At 64.6% G+C, this 15,279-nt stretch carries 19 protein-coding genes and 1 riboswitch; of the genes, 6 read left to right on the forward strand and 13 right to left on the reverse strand.

The window, feature by feature from the left end; translation table 11 throughout:
• The first annotated feature begins 13 nt into the window (after positions 1 to 13).
• From QP752_RS02130 to QP752_RS02155, 6 genes are all read left to right on the forward strand, one after another.
• Positions 14 to 1,177, forward strand: coding sequence for a 5-(carboxyamino)imidazole ribonucleotide synthase (locus QP752_RS02130; protein WP_256041924.1), 1,164 nt, complete (start codon positions 14 to 16; stop codon positions 1,175 to 1,177).
• 18 nt (positions 1,178 to 1,195) lie between these two features.
• Positions 1,196 to 1,696, forward strand: a complete 501-nt coding sequence (gene purE / locus QP752_RS02135) for a 5-(carboxyamino)imidazole ribonucleotide mutase (protein WP_070362972.1) — start codon at positions 1,196 to 1,198, stop codon at positions 1,694 to 1,696.
• On the forward strand, positions 1,689 to 2,168 hold the full coding sequence (locus QP752_RS02140; protein ID WP_071572702.1) for a YdcF family protein: 480 nt from the start codon (positions 1,689 to 1,691) through the stop codon (positions 2,166 to 2,168). Before purE ends, QP752_RS02140 begins: the two co-directional genes overlap by 8 nt.
• Before the next feature lie 60 nt (positions 2,169 to 2,228).
• Positions 2,229 to 2,864 (forward strand): DUF305 domain-containing protein, encoded by a 636-nt coding sequence (locus tag QP752_RS02145; RefSeq protein ID WP_070362970.1) that lies wholly within the window; start codon positions 2,229 to 2,231, stop codon positions 2,862 to 2,864.
• Between the two features lie 84 nt (positions 2,865 to 2,948).
• Complete coding sequence (locus QP752_RS02150; protein WP_070362969.1) at positions 2,949 to 3,134, forward strand: DUF4282 domain-containing protein; 186 nt, start codon at positions 2,949 to 2,951, stop codon at positions 3,132 to 3,134.
• Entirely contained in the window at positions 3,115 to 3,300 is a 186-nt protein-coding gene (locus QP752_RS02155; protein WP_240492828.1) for a DUF4282 domain-containing protein, read from the forward strand. Before QP752_RS02150 ends, QP752_RS02155 begins: the two co-directional genes overlap by 20 nt.
• Positions 3,301 to 3,306: 6 nt before the next feature.
• On the opposite strand, the gene QP752_RS02160 is transcribed toward QP752_RS02155, so the two are convergent.
• The 13 genes from QP752_RS02160 to QP752_RS02220 form a co-directional block, all read right to left on the reverse strand.
• The gene (locus QP752_RS02160) at positions 3,307 to 4,395 is read right to left on the reverse strand and encodes a ThiF family adenylyltransferase (RefSeq protein ID WP_284804172.1); all 1,089 of its coding nucleotides are present in this window, start codon (positions 4,393 to 4,395) and stop codon (positions 3,307 to 3,309) included.
• Entirely contained in the window at positions 4,392 to 5,183 is a 792-nt protein-coding gene (locus tag QP752_RS02165) for a thiazole synthase (RefSeq protein WP_284804174.1), read from the reverse strand. Before QP752_RS02165 ends, QP752_RS02160 begins: the two co-directional genes overlap by 4 nt.
• A gap of 2 nt (positions 5,184 to 5,185) precedes the next feature.
• Positions 5,186 to 5,383 (reverse strand): sulfur carrier protein ThiS, encoded by a 198-nt coding sequence (gene thiS, locus QP752_RS02170; RefSeq protein WP_070362966.1) that lies wholly within the window; start codon positions 5,381 to 5,383, stop codon positions 5,186 to 5,188.
• Positions 5,384 to 5,392: 9 nt separating this feature from the next.
• Complete coding sequence (gene thiO, locus QP752_RS02175) at positions 5,393 to 6,490, reverse strand: glycine oxidase ThiO (RefSeq protein WP_070362965.1); 1,098 nt, start codon at positions 6,488 to 6,490, stop codon at positions 5,393 to 5,395.
• On the reverse strand, positions 6,487 to 7,137 hold the full coding sequence (locus QP752_RS02180) for a thiamine phosphate synthase (RefSeq protein WP_070362964.1): 651 nt from the start codon (positions 7,135 to 7,137) through the stop codon (positions 6,487 to 6,489). The genes thiO and QP752_RS02180 overlap by 4 nt, the downstream gene beginning before the upstream one ends.
• The gene (locus tag QP752_RS02185) at positions 7,130 to 8,638 is read right to left on the reverse strand and encodes a bifunctional hydroxymethylpyrimidine kinase/phosphomethylpyrimidine kinase (RefSeq protein ID WP_284804178.1); all 1,509 of its coding nucleotides are present in this window, start codon (positions 8,636 to 8,638) and stop codon (positions 7,130 to 7,132) included. Before QP752_RS02185 ends, QP752_RS02180 begins: the two co-directional genes overlap by 8 nt.
• Positions 8,630 to 8,726: riboswitch (TPP riboswitch) on the reverse strand. It overlaps the preceding gene by 9 nt.
• Before the next feature lie 276 nt (positions 8,727 to 9,002).
• A complete protein-coding gene (locus tag QP752_RS02190) occupies positions 9,003 to 9,212 on the reverse strand; it encodes a PEP-CTERM sorting domain-containing protein (protein ID WP_070477699.1) in 210 nt (69 codons plus the stop codon).
• A gap of 3 nt (positions 9,213 to 9,215) precedes the next feature.
• Positions 9,216 to 9,530: a hypothetical protein gene (locus QP752_RS02195; protein ID WP_070362961.1), complete on the reverse strand. Its 315-nt coding sequence runs from the start codon at positions 9,528 to 9,530 to the stop codon at positions 9,216 to 9,218.
• A 70-nt stretch (positions 9,531 to 9,600) separates the two neighbouring features.
• Positions 9,601 to 10,422: a carbohydrate ABC transporter permease gene (locus tag QP752_RS02200; protein ID WP_070477701.1), complete on the reverse strand. Its 822-nt coding sequence runs from the start codon at positions 10,420 to 10,422 to the stop codon at positions 9,601 to 9,603.
• The gene (locus QP752_RS02205) at positions 10,419 to 11,423 is read right to left on the reverse strand and encodes a carbohydrate ABC transporter permease (protein ID WP_256059599.1); all 1,005 of its coding nucleotides are present in this window, start codon (positions 11,421 to 11,423) and stop codon (positions 10,419 to 10,421) included. Before QP752_RS02205 ends, QP752_RS02200 begins: the two co-directional genes overlap by 4 nt.
• Before the next feature lie 101 nt (positions 11,424 to 11,524).
• Complete coding sequence (locus tag QP752_RS02210) at positions 11,525 to 12,781, reverse strand: ABC transporter substrate-binding protein (RefSeq protein WP_256000579.1); 1,257 nt, start codon at positions 12,779 to 12,781, stop codon at positions 11,525 to 11,527.
• Between the two features lie 123 nt (positions 12,782 to 12,904).
• Entirely contained in the window at positions 12,905 to 13,597 is a 693-nt protein-coding gene (locus tag QP752_RS02215; protein WP_284804182.1) for a TIGR03089 family protein, read from the reverse strand.
• A gap of 24 nt (positions 13,598 to 13,621) precedes the next feature.
• Positions 13,622 to 15,184: an LCP family protein gene (locus tag QP752_RS02220; protein WP_083290820.1), complete on the reverse strand. Its 1,563-nt coding sequence runs from the start codon at positions 15,182 to 15,184 to the stop codon at positions 13,622 to 13,624.
• Between the last annotated feature and the right edge of the window lie 95 nt (positions 15,185 to 15,279).

Raw genomic sequence — 15,279 nt, forward strand, 5'->3', positions numbered from 1 at the left:
AGACGCTCAAGGAATGCCCAGAGTTGCCGTTATCGGTGACGGTCAGCTTGCCAGAATGATGCACACGGAAGCCATCGAACTTGGACTGCAGCCCAGGGTGCTTGCAGGCGCCCCGGACGCCTCGGCCGCCCAGGTGTTTGGTGACGTCCAGCTTGGTGACTACACCAACTTCGACGACCTGCACGCGACCATTCAGGGTGCCTCGGCGATTACGTTCGACCACGAACACGTCCCAAACGAGTTCCTGCAGCGCCTGCTGGACGAAGGTTACAACGTGGAGCCGCGCCCCCAGGCGCTGATTTACGCCCAGGACAAGCTTGAGCAGCGCACCAAGCTCAAGGAGCTGGGGGCACCGGTGCCGCCGTTTGCGAAGTTTGACTCCGTGGAGGACGCCCGCGAGTTCTGGAAGCTTGTCGACGGCCGCGTGTGCGTCAAGGCGACGCGCGGAGGCTACGACGGGCACGGCGTCTGGTTCCCAGAGACCCTGCAAGAGTGCGAGCAGCTGGTCACCGATCTGCTTGAGAAGGGCGTTGTGCTCTACGCGGAAGAAAAGGTGAACTTCGCCCGCGAACTTTCCGCGATGGTGGCGCGCAACCGGGACGGCGAGGTCAAGGCGTGGCCCGTCGTCGAGTCACGGCAGGCGGACGGCGTCTGCCATATCGCGATTGCTCCAGCGCCAGAACTGCCGGCTGATGTGGCGAAACAGTGCCGTGATCTTGCCACCAATATTGCGACCAAGCTTGACGTTACGGGCGTGCTCGCCGTTGAGCTCTTCGAGTGCATCGGGGAGGACGGGGCGTCGAAAATTCTGGTCAACGAGCTTGCGATGCGCCCGCACAACACGGGGCACTGGACGCAGGACGGCTGCGTGACCTCCCAGTTTGAGCAGCACCTGCGCGCGGTCCTGAACTGGCCGCTCGGGTCCGTGGACACGCTCGAGCCGGTCACGGTGATGGTGAACACTCTCGGTGCGGAGGAGGATCCGCAGATGCCGATGGAGCAGCGCGTCATCGAGGTAATGCGCCGCTACCCAGAAGCCAAGGTACATCTCTACGGCAAGAGCTGGCGCCCTGGGCGCAAGATGGGACACGTCAACGTCACCGGCTACGACGCCACGTCCACCTTGGCAATTGCGCAGCACGCCGCGCACTTTATTGTTCACGCGAACTGGTACTAACAGGAGGAGAGTTTCTTCATGAACGCACGCGTTGGCCTCATCATGGGCTCGGATTCGGACTGGGACACGGTTGCGCCTGCCGCAGAGGTACTTGCGGAGTTCGGGGTGCCGTTTGAGGTCGGGGTGGTCTCCGCGCACCGCACCCCTGAGAAGATGCTTGCCTATGCGAAGCAAGCACATGAACGTGGCATCCAGGTCATCATTGCGTGCGCCGGTGGGGCAGCCCACCTGCCGGGGATGGTTGCCGCGGCAACGCCACTGCCAGTCATCGGTATCCCTCGCGCATTGAAGGACCTTGACGGGCTGGATTCTCTGCTTTCCATCGTGCAGATGCCAGGGGGTGTTCCAGTCGCGACGGTGTCTATCGGCGGCGCGAAGAACGCGGGCCTGCTTGCTGTTCGGATGCTCGGTGCCGGGGATCCGGAACTAGTGGACAAGATGGCGAAGTACCAGGCCGACATGGCGGCCGAAGTTGAGCGTAAGGATGCCGCGCTGCGCAGCCGGTTGCTGGGTGAGTAGCAGTCCCATCGTGGTGCTGGGTGCGCGAATTGTCGACGGCCACCCGTCGCGCATGCTGCACGCCCGGCTCTGCAGCGCACTGCTCCGCTGGCGGACGGACGCGCACGCTGGCGTGCGGCGCGCCATCGTGGTCACCGGCCGCGGGGAGGCGGCCGTGATGGCTCGCTGGCTTGTCGAGCGCGGCGTGCCCCGTGAACTGATCATTCAGGAGCCCCATGCGTCGTCGACGAACGAAAACCTCGAGCGTACCCGCGCGTTGTTCCCGCACGCGCCGCGGCTGATCGTGGTGACCAGCAACTTCCACGTGCGCCGCACGCGCGTGTGGGCCTGGCACCTGGGGATTCCAGTGGAGATGGTGCCTGCGCGCACCCCGCGCCGCTCCCGGCCGAAGAACTACGCGCGCGAGCTCGTTGCGTTGCCGCACTCCGCGGCGCGGGTTGTGTGGCGACGCCTTATGCACAAAATGCGCTAGAGTACATCCGATGGTGCTACTTTTGGTGCCATGTGCTTCAGTCCTAGGAAGGCTCCATTCATGACACACTTACATCGCCGCATCACCGGCTTGATCACCGTTGCAGTACTGGGGGCCAGCGTGGCTTCATGCGCCGGAGATGGCCAAGACGCCACAGACGCGCCCCAGACCGACAAGGACGGTGCCGCAGTGACTGCCGGGGCCAACCAACCCGCAGAAGTCAATGGGGTCGATTTGCATTTTCTCGCGATGATGACACCGCATCACCAGCAAGCCGTGGACATGAGCGAGATCATCCTGGCCGCCGATGGCATCAGCGAAGCCACCGCGGACTTGGCCGAACGGATTAAAATCGGGCAACAAGAAGAAATCGACACCATGGTCGACTGGGCTGAACAATGGGACCAGGGTGACTTGATGGCACATCACGCCCCACACATTGCCAATGGCATGATCACTCCAGAACAGATGGACCAGCTGAAATCACTTTCGGGCGAGGAAGCAGACACCCGGTTCCTCCAGCTCATGCATTTCCATCACGCGGGTGCCGTTGCCATGACCCAAGACCAAATCGACAACGGCGGCTACCAGCCTCTCGTGGAACTGGCTCAACAAATGGTCGACGTGCAAACCGCTGAGATGCACGAGATGGAACAACTCCTGGAAGCCAGAGGCGAAAGCCTGCTGACTGAGTAACCAACCTGGATAAACGAAGCGGGAGCGCGTTAACCCGGGTATAAGTTCGTAGTGCACCTGTAATACGACTGAAAGGGAACACCCATGATCGCCAACTTCAACGCCGCGCAAAGCAAGCAGACCGCCGACGGCTTCTTCTCCGCGCTTTTCGACTTCTCCTTCTCCCAGTACATCACCCTGAAGTTCGCCCGCGTGATCTACCTGATCTCCGCAGTCTTCATCGGACTGTGCTGGGGTCTTCGGCCTTTTGGTGTCGCTGGCTACGTTTAGTGTTGGTTTTGGCACCGGCCTGCTCATGCTGATCGGCTTCCTTCTCTTCGGTACGCTTTTCGCGCTGTTCTCATTGATCAGCGCGCGCGTCACCCTCGAATTCATGGTCTCGGCGATCAAGACGGCGCAGAACACTTCCGAGATCGCAGCGGCGCAGCGTCGTTAGGGGTCGCTAGACCCCGCCCGGCAAACTGTGCAGAGTGAGGCCGCGCGCGGCGGCAGCCTCGCCGAAGCGCGCAACGAAATCGGCCGAGCGCTTACCGGAGGCGCAGTAGACCACGACCTCGCCCGCGCCGCGCAGCGTATCGAGCAGTGCGAGCGCGGCGTCCGGGTCTTCGCGCCACACCGAGGCCGGCAGGTGGAAGGACGCGTGCGGCAGGTCCTTGATCGCTTTTTCACCGAGTTCGCGCACGTCCAGCGCTGTGGCGTGACCATCCGCGACCTGCACGAGTAGGCGCGTTTTCTCGCCGTCTGGCGGCAGCATACACGGGGCAGCTTCGGCGACGAGTTCGGTGACCAGCTCGCGCTGCGGGTCGGCAGCGACCTCGAAGCGCCGGAGCGTCCCGGCGAGCGCCTCGTAGACATGGAGCACACCGACCTCGGCGTCCATGCCCGCGAGGTATTTCACGGCCTCCGTGGCCATCAGCCCGCCGACGACCGAGGTCGTCACCCCGAGCACGCCGGCGGTGGCGCAGTCCGGAGTGTCCTCGGGTGCCGGGTGGGTGGGGTAGAGGTCGCGTAGCCCGACCCCGCGTGCATCCGGTCCGGAGTACCACAGCGCGAGCTCGCCGTGGAAGCGCAGCACCGAGCCCCACACCAGGGGCGTGCCGGTGAGTTCTGCGGCGTCGCCGGCGAGGAATTTCGTGGTGAAGGTATCGGAGCCGTCGATGACCAGGTCGTGCTCGCGGAACAGCCCAGGTGCGTTGGAGGTGTCGAGGCGCTTGCGCAGCGGCACGATCGTGGCGTCTGCGCGGTGTCGGCGCAGCTGCTCGGCTGCCACCTCCACCTTGGGCCGGCCCACGTCGGAGGCGCTAAACAGAATCTGGCGGTGGATGTTGGTGTCATCCACCACGTCATCATCAATCACCGTGATCGTGCCGACACCTGTGGCCGCCAGCGCCTGCATCACCGGGCAGCCGAGCCCGCCCGCGCCGATGACAAGCACCCGCGCGCGGTTCAGCGCCTCTTGGCCCGCTAGCCCGAAGCCGGGCAGCAGCGTTTGGCGCGCGGTGCGCCGCAGCTCAGCGTGAGGCAGGCTCATAGGACCTCATCCGCCCAGCTCGCTAGGCCATCAAAGCTTGACGACGCCAACGCCCCTTCCGCATGCGTCCGCCGCGGAATCCGACCCGCATCCCGCGCGAGCCGGCCAGCCTCGACCGCGTGTCGCATCGCACGCGCCATCGCGACCGGGTCCTGGCAACGGTTGACCGCGCTGGCGAGCAGCACGCCGTCGCAGCCGAGTTCCATGGCCAAGGTGGCGTCGGAAGCGGTGCCGACGCCGGCGTCGAGAAGCACGGGCACCTGCGCACGCGCGCAGATCAGCTCGATGTTGTGCGGGTTCAAAATGCCAAGGCCGGTGCCGATCGGAGAGCCGAGCGGCATCACCGCATGCACCCCAACCTGCTCCAGGCGGGCGGCGACGACCGGGTCGTCGGAGGTGTAGGCAAGCACGACGAAGCCTTCGGCGACGAGGAGCTCGCAGGCGTCGACAAGCTCGACGACGTCCGGCAGCAGCGTGTGCTCGTCCGCGATGACCTCCACCTTGACCCAGTTCGTGCCGAGCGCCTCGCGCGCCAGTTGCGCGGTGAGCACCGCGTCGCGGGCGGTGCGGCAGCCCGCAGTATTCGGCAGGGGATTGATGCCGAGCCGGGTGAGCATCTCGAAGACGCTCTCGCCGCCATTGGTGCGGGCGGCATGCCGACGCATCGCCACGGTGGTCAGCTGCGTGCCGCTGGCCACCAGCGCGTCCTCGAGCAACTGCTGGCTGGTCGCCCCGCCGGTGCCCATGATCAGGTGGGAGTCGAATTTCTTGTCGGCGATGTTCAGCACGTCTAGCCTCCTTGGACGGCGGTGAGGATGTCGACGGTGTCGGCGTCGGCAAGCGAGCTGTCCCAGCGACTTGCGGGCACAACCTTGCCATTGACAGCGACGGCGACGCCTTCTGCGTGGCCGACGACCTCCTCGACCAGCGACCGCACAGTCGGCGCGGTGTCGAAGGTATGGGGCTTCTCGTTGATGATGATGCGCATGATGCTCCTTTACAGTTCGTGGCGGCCGGGGTCGCAGTCGGAAATATCGACGGTGGTTTCGCGGTCCAGCCCGAGGTCGGCGCCGACGCGCGCGCCGAGCGCTGCCAGCAGGATGCCGTGGCGGAAATAACCGGTGGAGACCACCAGGTTCTCGCCGCGCAGCCCCAGGTAGGGCAGGTCGTCGGGCGTGCCTGGGCGATTGCCGACGAGCGCCTCAACCAGCTCGCAGTCCTCGATGGCGGGGACGACGCGGATGGCGTCGCGAAGCAGCGTATACACGCCATCGACGGCGGGCCGCACGCGCGCGTCTTCGCGGCTGGTTGCGCCCACGGCGATGGTGCCGTCGGTGCGCGGGATGATGTAGACGGGGCGGTCCTCGACGAAGGCGCGCACGACCCGGCCGACCGGCATGCGGCCGGTAAGACGCAGCATGTCGCCGCGCACCGGTCGCAGGTTCAGCGGCAGACCGAGCGCGCTGGCACCGAGACCGTTGCACGCGTAGATGGTGTCGCCGCGCAGGCTGCCGGTGCTGGTTTCGACGCCCACGCAGGTTTCGCCCTCCCAGCGCAGTGCTGTGGCCTGCTCGCGAACCAGCGTCACGCCGCGCGATGCAAGCTCGCGCAGCAGAGCGGCGGCGAACATGCGCGGGTTGACCTGGTGGTCGCCGGGGATCTCCACCACGCTGGCCAGCTGGGGGCTTAGGCCCGGCTCCTGCGCCCGCGCCTGGCGCAGCGTGAGGCGGTCGACGTCCATGCCGTGGGCGTGCTGGTGCTCGGTGAGCTCGCGCAGGTGGGTAGCGTCGGCGCGGTCGGCGGCGACCACGAAGGTCGACTCGGTGCGGTACCCAACCTCGATGCCCGGCAGGTCTGCGATCAGCGAAGGATAGAGCGCCGCCGACTCCAACATCAGCGGATAGAGCGGCTCCTGGCGGTACTGCACTTCCGCGGCCGGGGCGAGCATGCCGCCGGCCACGTTGGTCGCGCCGCTTGCCGGGGCCGGGTCCACCAGCGCGATCCTGCGGGGATCCACCCCGCGGCGTGTGAGCTCGAACGCGGTGGTCAGGCCGATGATGCCGGCGCCGACGATGACGTGCTCGAAACTACTCACGACGCTTCCTCGAAATCCTTGACGATACCCGCCGCCATCGCGCGCGGGTCCTCAGCGTGCATGAAACCGCGGACGATCGCCACGCCGGCCACGCCCGTGGCGGCAAGCGCGGCGGCATCCGTGGCGTGTACGTCGCCGATCGCCACGACCGGTACCTGCGAGGCCTCGACCAGCGCCGGGTAGCCGTCGAGGCCAAGTGGGGCGCGGCCGGAGTCCTTCGTCGGGGTCGGGCGGAAGGGGCCCGCGCCGACGTAATCGATCACGTCGGCGTACGCGTTCGCCGCCTCCACCAGTGCGAGCGTGCCGGTGGTCAGTCCGAGGATCGCGTCCGGCCCGAGCAGTTCGCGCGCGGCGCGCGGGTCCATGTCGTCCTGGCCGATGTGCGCGCCGTGGATGTGGTGGGTGCGCATGAGGCGGGCGGCGAGGGGAACGTTGTCGTCGATAAGCACGCGCGTGCGCGGGTTCGCCGCGGCGACCGCATCGGCGACCTCGCACGCGAGACGCTCGAGGTCGGCTTTGGCGATCGGCTTGCTGCGCACCTGGATCACGCCCGCCCCGCCGGCCGCGGCTTCGGCGGCGACGCGCGCGACATCGGCGGTAGGCTGGCCCGTGACGAAATAGCAGCGTAGGTCGAGCGACTTAGGCATCGCGCACCACCCACGCGCGGTCGGCCTGGTCGAAGAAATCGCGCTCGTAGCGCGAGGCGACCGCACACGCGCGCACCGCCGCGTCCAGGGCGTCGGGGTTCGCCTCAAGGGTGGCCTCGCAGCGGTCGATCGCGCCGCGCACCGCCTCGTAGAAACCGTTGCCCGAGTAGGTGGCCAGCCAGTCGTGGTAGGGATGCGAGGCGTGGTTGTGCTCCGCGAGGCGCGCGCCGACCTCGTAGTAGAGCCAGTAGCAGGGCAGCACCGCCGCCTGCCCGATCGCCGCCGACTCGCCGAGGGCGGAGGCGAGCAGGAAATCGGTGTAGGCGCGTGTGACCGGCGACGGCAGCGTCTCGCGGCCAAGATCGGCGAGCCAGGTGCGTTGCATCTCTTGCTCGTCGGTGATCGCGGCGTCCGCATCCTTTGCCCACGCGCCGCCAAGCGCGTGCAGCGAGCGCGCGTACTTGGTCAGGTAGTAGGCGTCCTGCTCGAGGTAGAACATGAAGTCGGCGTGGTCGAGGGTGCCGTCGGCAAGCGTGCGGATGAACGGCAGCTCCATAATCGCGGTGAGGTACGGCGCCGAGGCGTCCCACAGCGCCTGGGTGTACGGGCCAGCAGGCGTGGCGAGTGGCGCGGTTGGTGGGGCGTCGATGCGCAGGAAGCGCTCGGGGTTGCAGTCGGCGGCGCGCTGCATGCGGCGGCCGACGTGCCCGTGGTCGACGGGGCCGCGGCCGTGTCCAACGGCGAGCACGTCGGCGTGCGCAATCGCCTCGTACAGCCAGCGCGACGCCCACTCGGTCGCCGCCGGCGTATCGAAGCCGGCGCCCAGGCGCGTCGCCAGCGCCGAGGAAAAAGAGCAGCCCGTGCCGTGCGTGTTCTTCGTGTTCACGCGGCTTACCGACACGTGGTGCACGCGCTCGGCGGTCACCACGGCGTTGTCTGCGCGCGGGCCGGTGAGGTGCCCGCCCTTGACAATCACGGTTGTGTCCAGCTTTTTCGCCAGCCCCTGCGCCTGCGCGATCGCGGTGTCGAAGTCGGTGGCCGGGTCTTCGCCGGTGAGGACGGCGAGTTCGGGGAGGTTGGGCGTGATGATGTCGGCAAGCGAGGCGAGCTCGCGCAGCGCGACTTCCGCCTCGGGCGTCAGGAGCCTATCGCTTGACGACGCCACCATCACCGGATCCAACACCACCGCGGCCTCTCGTGCGTGTGTGGTGAGGAATTCGCGCACGACCTCGATGATTTCGGTGGTGCCGAGCATGCCGATCTTGATCGCGTCGATCGCCACATCATCGGTGACGGAGCGCAGCTGTGTGCGCAGAAAGTCGATCGGCGGGGTGAAAATCTCCTGCACACCGGTGGTGTTCTGGGCGACCAGCGAGGTCACTACGCTGTAGGAAAAGCCGCCGGCGGCCTGGATGGATTTGATATCGGCTTGGACGCCTGCGCCTCCGGTCGGGTCGGTGCCGGCAATCGTGAGGATGCGGGGCAGGGCAGGTGCATTCATGTGGGACATCCCTTCGCTAGGTTGAGCTAGAGCAGGTTCGACGGGTCTGATCTCAGCACCACTTCGGGGTGCACCCCGTGTCACATTGGTGACACTAGCACAGCGCGAATCCTGCCCTGCGCACGATCGCAGCGGCAAAAACCAGACCTATATTAGGCGTATGGATTGGGCTGCCGGTTCTCTTTTGAGCTGAAAGTGGAATGCTTCTCACAATCGCTTGTTTGTGCAGCGTGTGGGTGTTTATTGTGGGTGGCATGATACTCGTAGACGCATTAATCGCCGGCGAAGTACCAGTCCGACATGGCGGCTGAAGTTGAGCGTAAGGACGCCGCGCTGCGTGAGCGTCTGCTCGGCGAGGAGTGATTTAGTCTTCGCCTGCGCGCCACTGGCGCCACCGGCGAATCAGCCACCACAGTGCTGCGACGAAGGCGGCAAGAACGAGGCCCGGCCAGATTGATGGCTCGGGCTTTGTGATGTTGATGGCGGCCTGTACGAAGGCGAGCAGGGTGAAGAACCCTACGAACCCAATGATTGTTTGCCAGAGCAGATCCTGGCGCTGTGAGGGCCGTTGCACTCGTTAGAGGCGGGGGCCGAAGTTCAGGCCCATGTGCGGGGCAGCGAAGTATAGCCACCCGGCCATCAGGGCCCCGAGTACTGCCAAGAGCCCAACCACAACTCCGGCGACCTCAAGCGCGTTTGCTTCTTCCTTGGTCACACCACCGTTTGCGGTGGTGTTGGTGGTGACGTTGGTGGTCACTGTCGTGCCGTTGTTATCGGCGTTGGTGTGCACCGTTGCGGTGGTTTCGGCGTGTGCCGTGCCAGTCATGCCGCTCAGTACCAGGGAGGATGCGAGTGCGGTTGCCGTCGCGATTCGGAGTGTGGTGTGGTGCATAGCTGCTCTTTCTAGGGGCGGGAAGTAATAAAGTGAATACAGCTTAATCTAGACATAAGAAAAAGTTAAGTCAGCCCTTCACGCCGCCGGCTGTGAGACCAGACACAATACGGCGCTGGAATACCAGCACCATGATGATCAGCGGAATCGTCACCAGCGAGCCCGCCGCCATAATCGCAGCGTACGGGTACTCGAAGGCGCTCGGCCCCGAGAATCGTGCAATTGCGACGGTGACAGGTTCAGTCGCCGTGGACGACAGCTGGCGCGCCAACATAAATTCATTCCAGGTGGTGATAAACGCCAGGATGGCCGTCGTGAAGATGGCCGGTGCCGCCAACGGCAGCAAGATGAGGCGAAATGCCTGGCCACGGGAGGCGCCGTCGACACGCGCTGCTTCCTCGAGCTCCCAAGGAAGTTGCTGGAAGAACGACACCAGCGTGTAGATAGTCAGGGGGAGGGCGAATGAGATGTTCGGGATGATCATGGCACGGTATGTGCCGATCCACCCGAGGTCACCGAACAGCTGGAACAGGGGAGTGACAAGCGCAATGCCAGGGAACATCGAGGCCGCCAAAATGATGCCCGTGATGAATCCCTTGCCGCGGAAGTCCAGGCGAGCAAGCGCGTAGGCGGTGAACACGCCCACGGCGACCGCCAACGCCGTTGTCGCCAGCGAAATAATCAGCGAGTTGAAAATCGCCCCGAGGAAGTCATTGCCGGCGTCCGTGGCCAGTGCGTCCCGGTAGTTCTCGAGGGTGACGTGCGTGGGCCACGGCGTGGTATCGAACGTGAAGCGTTTGTCCCGCAGCGCCGTGATCACCATCCAATAAAACGGGGCGAGCCCCCAGAACATGATGAAGATGATGCCTGCGTAGTGGCCGAGTCGTTTCATCGCGCTGCCGCCTCCTTCTTCTCCTGCTTGCGCTTCGCGCGCCGGGCTTCACGCCGTTCGTTCGCGCCACCAACGTTCGCTCCGAGGAACCGCACCATGACGAACGCAACCGCGAAGATTAGCAGGAAGATGAGAGTGGACAGCGCCGAGGCCGAGTTGAAGTTGCCCTGACGCATGTCCTCAACCACCAGTTGCGAAATTGTCGCGGTAGGGGAGTTTGAGGAGCCCGAAATCATGATGACCGGCAGGTCGTACATGCGCAGCGCGTCGAGCGTACGGAAGAGCACCGCCACCATGAGCGCTGGCCGCACCAACGGCAGGGTGATGCTGGTGAAAGTCTGCCATGCGGAGGCGCCGTCGACGCGCGCGGCCTCGTAGACATCCTTCGGAATCATCTGCAGGCCTGCGAGGATGAGCAGCGCCATAAACGGCGTGGTCTTCCACACGTCGGCGATGATCACCGCGAAGCGTGCCGCCCACGGGTCAGTTGTCCACGCCACGCTCGCGCCCAGCAGCGAGTTCACGATACCGCTCGGTGCGAACATGAACTGCCACAACTTCGCGGTCACCGCGGTTGGGATCGCCCAAGGGATGAGTACGGCCGCGCGGATCAGACCGCGGGCGCGCGACGGCCGGTTCATGATGATGGCCATCCCGATACCGAGCACTGTCTCCAAGGCGACGGTGACCACGGTGAAGAAGAGTGTCACCGACACTGCTGGCCAGAAGTCGGTCGCAAGCACGCCAGGAGGGCAGGCACCCACCACGCCCGACGGCGTCATACAGCGGTTCGACAGCCAGTACAAGTAATTATCGACGCCAGCAAAGCCACCATCGACGAACACTCCGGTAGAGGCGTCGAGGTGCCGGTTGGACTGGAATGAAAGCCATATTGCGCGGACGATCGGGTAGCCGATCACCACCGCCAACACCAGCAAGGCGGGCGCGACGAGCGCTGCTGCCTTCGTGGTATCGCGAGGCTTGGATGGAGATGTGCTCATCGCGGGCCTTTGCAAAGTAGACGGGAAGATGGAGATATACGAACTATAACGCCCGCCCGAACACAGTCCGGGCGGGCGTTCTGCTCATACGACGTATCGTATTAGGAAGCCTGCTTGATAGCAGCTGCCATGTCGGCGGTGGCGTCATCGACGCTCTTACCGGCGGTCAGTGCTGCGTAGGCGTTGTCCTGGATAGCCTTCGAGATCGCAGGGTAGAACGGGGAAACCGGGCGAGGCTGCGCGTTCTCCAGCGAAACCTTCAGTGCTGGCAGGTATGGGTGCTTTGCAACCAGCTCGGCGTCGTCGTAGATCGATGCGAGCACTGGTGGGAAGGATGCTTCAGCGAACGAGAGCTGGTTGTCTTCGTTGATGATGAACTCGATGAAGTCCTTCGCGGTCTGCTTGTGCTTGGAGTTGACGTTGATGCCGTTGTTGTAGCCACCGAGGGTGGAAACACCCACGCCGTCCTTGCCAACCAGCGGCTGGACCTCAAAGTTCACGCCAGCTTCCTGGGCGTTGGTGTACATGTACGGCCAGTTGATCGCCAGGGCGGTGTTGCCCTCGGTGAACGCGAGGTTGGTTTCCTCCTCGGTTGCTGCCGTAGAGCTCTTGGCGATGACGCCGTCGTTGTACGCGTCAACGAGTGCCTGCAGTCCGGCCTTTGCGGCGTCGGACTCGACGGTTGGCTCGCCGGCGTCGTCAAGGACGCTGCCGCCCCAGCCGTTGATGAAGCCGAGCGTGTTGACGGTCAGGCCCTCGTACTGCTTGAGCTGGGTGGTCAGGCAGTCTCCCTCGACCTCCTTGCAGGCGGCAATGACGTCATCGAAGGTGTCAGGCGCGCTTGGGACCTTGTCGACGTTTCGGAACAGCAGCTGGCCGTTCGTGTTCTGCGGCAGGGCGTAGAGCTTGCCGCCGTAGGTCGCGGAGTCGACGGTGGACTGCAGCAAGCCGGAGGTGTCGATGGCGTAATCGCCCTCGAGCGGCTCGAGCCACTGGTTCGCTGCGAAGTCGGCCGTCCACACAACGTCGAGGGCCATCACGTCGTAGTCGGCGTTACCCGCCTGGAGGGACTGCACGAGCGTATCGCGCTGGTCGTCGGCCTCGCCGGCGAGCTCAGAGAGGGTGACCTGTTCATCTGGGTGAGCCTCGTTCCACTTCTCGATGATCGGCTTGAGCTTGTCCGTGTCATTGCGGCCCATGGCGAACGTGATCGGGCCGCGCTCCGCGCCGCCCTCGGAAGCGGAGGTGACGGAGTCCTTGTTGGTGTCCGCTGCCTCGTTGTCAGAAGAGCAACCGGTCAGAGCTGCGCCAGCGAGCGCAATTGCACAGAGGGTTGCACCAGTCGTACGGAGTTTCATTCATCCGCCTTTCGTTGGGTCATGTGTGACTCGTGTGAATTCGGTGTCTTCAATCTAGTGAAAAACTGGACCCGGGCGCGCAGAAATCTGCCGAATTACCTACGAACGGGGGAGAAAACGGGGTTAAATGTCCGGTTGTATGTGGTTTACGTGTTCCGCCTGGGCGATGGCGGCGATCCTGTCTTTACCAGGTGTTTCCGTTCCGCCTGTCACCACGACGACTGAACCGCCCCCAGCCAGCGGGGCAAGTACGCGATGTTCGAATTCTTCGGCGCTGTTCCAACCGGCAATCAATACCCGTTCGGGGGAGGCGGGCTGCTCAGCCCCCTGAGGAGCCGCTTGTGACCACTGCGCGATGTCTGCAGTCTGTCCAAAGTACTGGTCGCCGTAGCTGCGCACCGTCGGACTGAAGTCCACGGTTCCAAGCGGCAGCGTGCCGCCTGATTCGACGACGCCGCGCCCGAAGGGGTCCCTTGAGACAACGACGCACTCGTCCGCATCAGCCCAGGTGTCGACGCGCTCCGCCACGGTAAACACGAGCGGGACATCGTCGCCTGTGCTCGCGAAGATCGGGCGACGCCCAATGTTGTAGGCGCCAAGCGCGATCACCGCAGCCTGCCAGGACACCGGAAGGTCGATCACAATGGGGTCAGAGCCCTCGAGGTCGAACTCCTCGTCCAGCAAGTTGCCCACTTTGCTCAGCCAGTTGTCCAGAGTCAGCGCGGAAAATTCCACGCGGCTGCCCTGTGACTCGTCGTAGACGGTCAGGCGTGGTGTGGCGGGGTCTTCCTGCAATAAGCGTGCCAGCATACTCATGGCAGCCAAGCATAGGTGGCCAAGCTAGTTCACGCAGCGAGGCCCTTGGCCGCCAGCGTCGATCTCCGGGCCCAGACTCATGCCGCTGATATCGTCGCCAGGTGTGCCGACGGGCACATGCTGTTGGGCATCTTCCGGATCGACCTTCGCAGGCCCGTTGTAGTCTTCCGCGACAACCGCGATGATGCTGCCCGGTTCGAGAGCATTGTTCGCCGTGACTGGGACGCCGCCAAGCATCTCGGCGAGCTTGCGTGCTCGTGGGTCTTCGGGGTCGGCGGCGACCACCTGGGATTCCCAGTAGATGCCGTCCATTGCGTTGGACACATCGGAGACCGTAATGCCTGCGTCGGCCAACCACTCGCCGGTGGCGCGGGCCTGGCCTGGAACGGACCCCGCGTTGAGGACGGAGACCTGCGCACCTGCAAAGTCTTCGGCCTGCTGGGGAGCTTGCTCCGGTTGGCTGTCCTCGGGGACCTGTTCCTTGGCTGCGGACTCCATGAAGCTGTGGACCTCGTTGATGTCCACGGTCACGATGGATTCGCCGAAGTCGCCGACGCCGTTGACCGAGGTCACAGGGATGGTGGTGAAGGTGACGTTGCCGCCCGCCAGGCCGGACATCTGCTGGGCAAAACGCATCACGTCGAGGCTCTGGTCAAGAGTGACCGAGCGCTCCGCCGCGGTTGCCAAGTCGCGCAGTTTCGCTGGGCTTGTCAGCGTGCCTGCGGAGAGCACCTTCTGTACCAACGACGCCATGTATGCCTGCTGGCGCACGATGCGGTCGAGGTCGCCGCGCGGCAGGTCGTGGCGCTGCCGCACGAAGGACAGCGCCTGAGCGCCGTCGAGCGTTTGTTGCCCGGCAGGGAAGTGTGCGCCGGAGAGTGGCTCGTCGACCGCGGCGTTGAGGCAGACGTCCACCCCGCCAACCGCGTCCGTAAGCAGGACGAAGCCGAGCAGGCCTACCTGCGCGTAGTGGTCGACTTCCACGCCGGTGAGGTCATTGATGGCGTCGATAAGCCCGAGCTGGCCTGCGCGTGCAACCTCTTGCTCGAGTGCCGGGCCCTCCGGCTTGCCCGCGGCGATGAGCTCCTCGCGTTTGGCGGCGGCGTGCGCACCGTAGACACCATTGATCTTCATGTTTCCGTAGTCGTCGGTGTGTACGTACGTATCGCGCGGGATGGAAACTGCCGTGGCCCGCGAACCGTCGTCGGGCACACGGATAATCATGATGGTGTCCGTGTTGATCTCACCGTCGGCGACACCCGCGTTGAGGTGCGCCAACTCGGACTCGCTTAACGGATTTCCTTGGGCGTCGGTGCGGGAGTCCGAACCGACCAGCAGGATGTCCATCGCGCCGTCGAGCTGGTCCTTGTCGCTCTGCCCGCGTCCCGCGTTGATCCGCAGCTCAGAGGCGCTGAGCTGATTGCTGACCCGGCCGACAGTGAAGTAGCCGACGGCCGACACTGTCAACGCAACGGCAGACAGCACCGCAAGGGTTGTCTTCACAACCGGGTGCCCCAACTGCGAGATGTCACGCATCTGCGATGGGGCGGGCTGGATGTCGCGCGCAGGCCTCAAGGAGTCAGTCACAGGGCGCAATTATACAGGGTGCGAAAACAACAAAAGACACGTGCGTGGGCGAGTTCAAGATGCTTCTCACACTTTTGGATGGGTAAGCTGATTCG

The organism is Corynebacterium sp. UMB10321 (assembly GCF_030228725.1).
GTDB classification, from domain to species: Bacteria; Actinomycetota; Actinomycetes; order Mycobacteriales; family Mycobacteriaceae; genus Corynebacterium; species Corynebacterium pseudogenitalium.

Bases quoted from the DNA above. Each gene is read 5' to 3' on its own strand.
- QP752_RS02130 (WP_256041924.1), top strand. From the start codon at position 14: ATGCCCAGAGTTGCCGTTATCGGTGACGGTCAGCTTGCCAGAATGATG.
- QP752_RS02215 (WP_284804182.1), bottom strand. From the start codon at position 13,597: ATGAGTATGCTGGCACGCTTATTGCAGGAAGACCCCGCCACACCACGC.
- QP752_RS02210 (WP_256000579.1), bottom strand. From the start codon at position 12,781: ATGAAACTCCGTACGACTGGTGCAACCCTCTGTGCAATTGCGCTCGCT.
- QP752_RS02195 (WP_070362961.1), bottom strand. From the start codon at position 9,530: ATGCACCACACCACACTCCGAATCGCGACGGCAACCGCACTCGCATCC.
- QP752_RS02145 (WP_070362970.1), top strand. From the start codon at position 2,229: ATGACACACTTACATCGCCGCATCACCGGCTTGATCACCGTTGCAGTA.
- QP752_RS02205 (WP_256059599.1), bottom strand. From the start codon at position 11,423: ATGAGCACATCTCCATCCAAGCCTCGCGATACCACGAAGGCAGCAGCG.
- QP752_RS02200 (WP_070477701.1), bottom strand. From the start codon at position 10,422: ATGAAACGACTCGGCCACTACGCAGGCATCATCTTCATCATGTTCTGG.
- QP752_RS02185 (WP_284804178.1), bottom strand. From the start codon at position 8,638: ATGAATGCACCTGCCCTGCCCCGCATCCTCACGATTGCCGGCACCGAC.
- QP752_RS02180 (WP_070362964.1), bottom strand. From the start codon at position 7,137: ATGCCTAAGTCGCTCGACCTACGCTGCTATTTCGTCACGGGCCAGCCT.
- QP752_RS02160 (WP_284804172.1), bottom strand. From the start codon at position 4,395: ATGAGCCTGCCTCACGCTGAGCTGCGGCGCACCGCGCGCCAAACGCTG.
- thiS (WP_070362966.1), bottom strand. From the start codon at position 5,383: ATGCGCATCATCATCAACGAGAAGCCCCATACCTTCGACACCGCGCCG.
- QP752_RS02150 (WP_070362969.1), top strand. From the start codon at position 2,949: ATGATCGCCAACTTCAACGCCGCGCAAAGCAAGCAGACCGCCGACGGC.
- purE (WP_070362972.1), top strand. From the start codon at position 1,196: ATGAACGCACGCGTTGGCCTCATCATGGGCTCGGATTCGGACTGGGAC.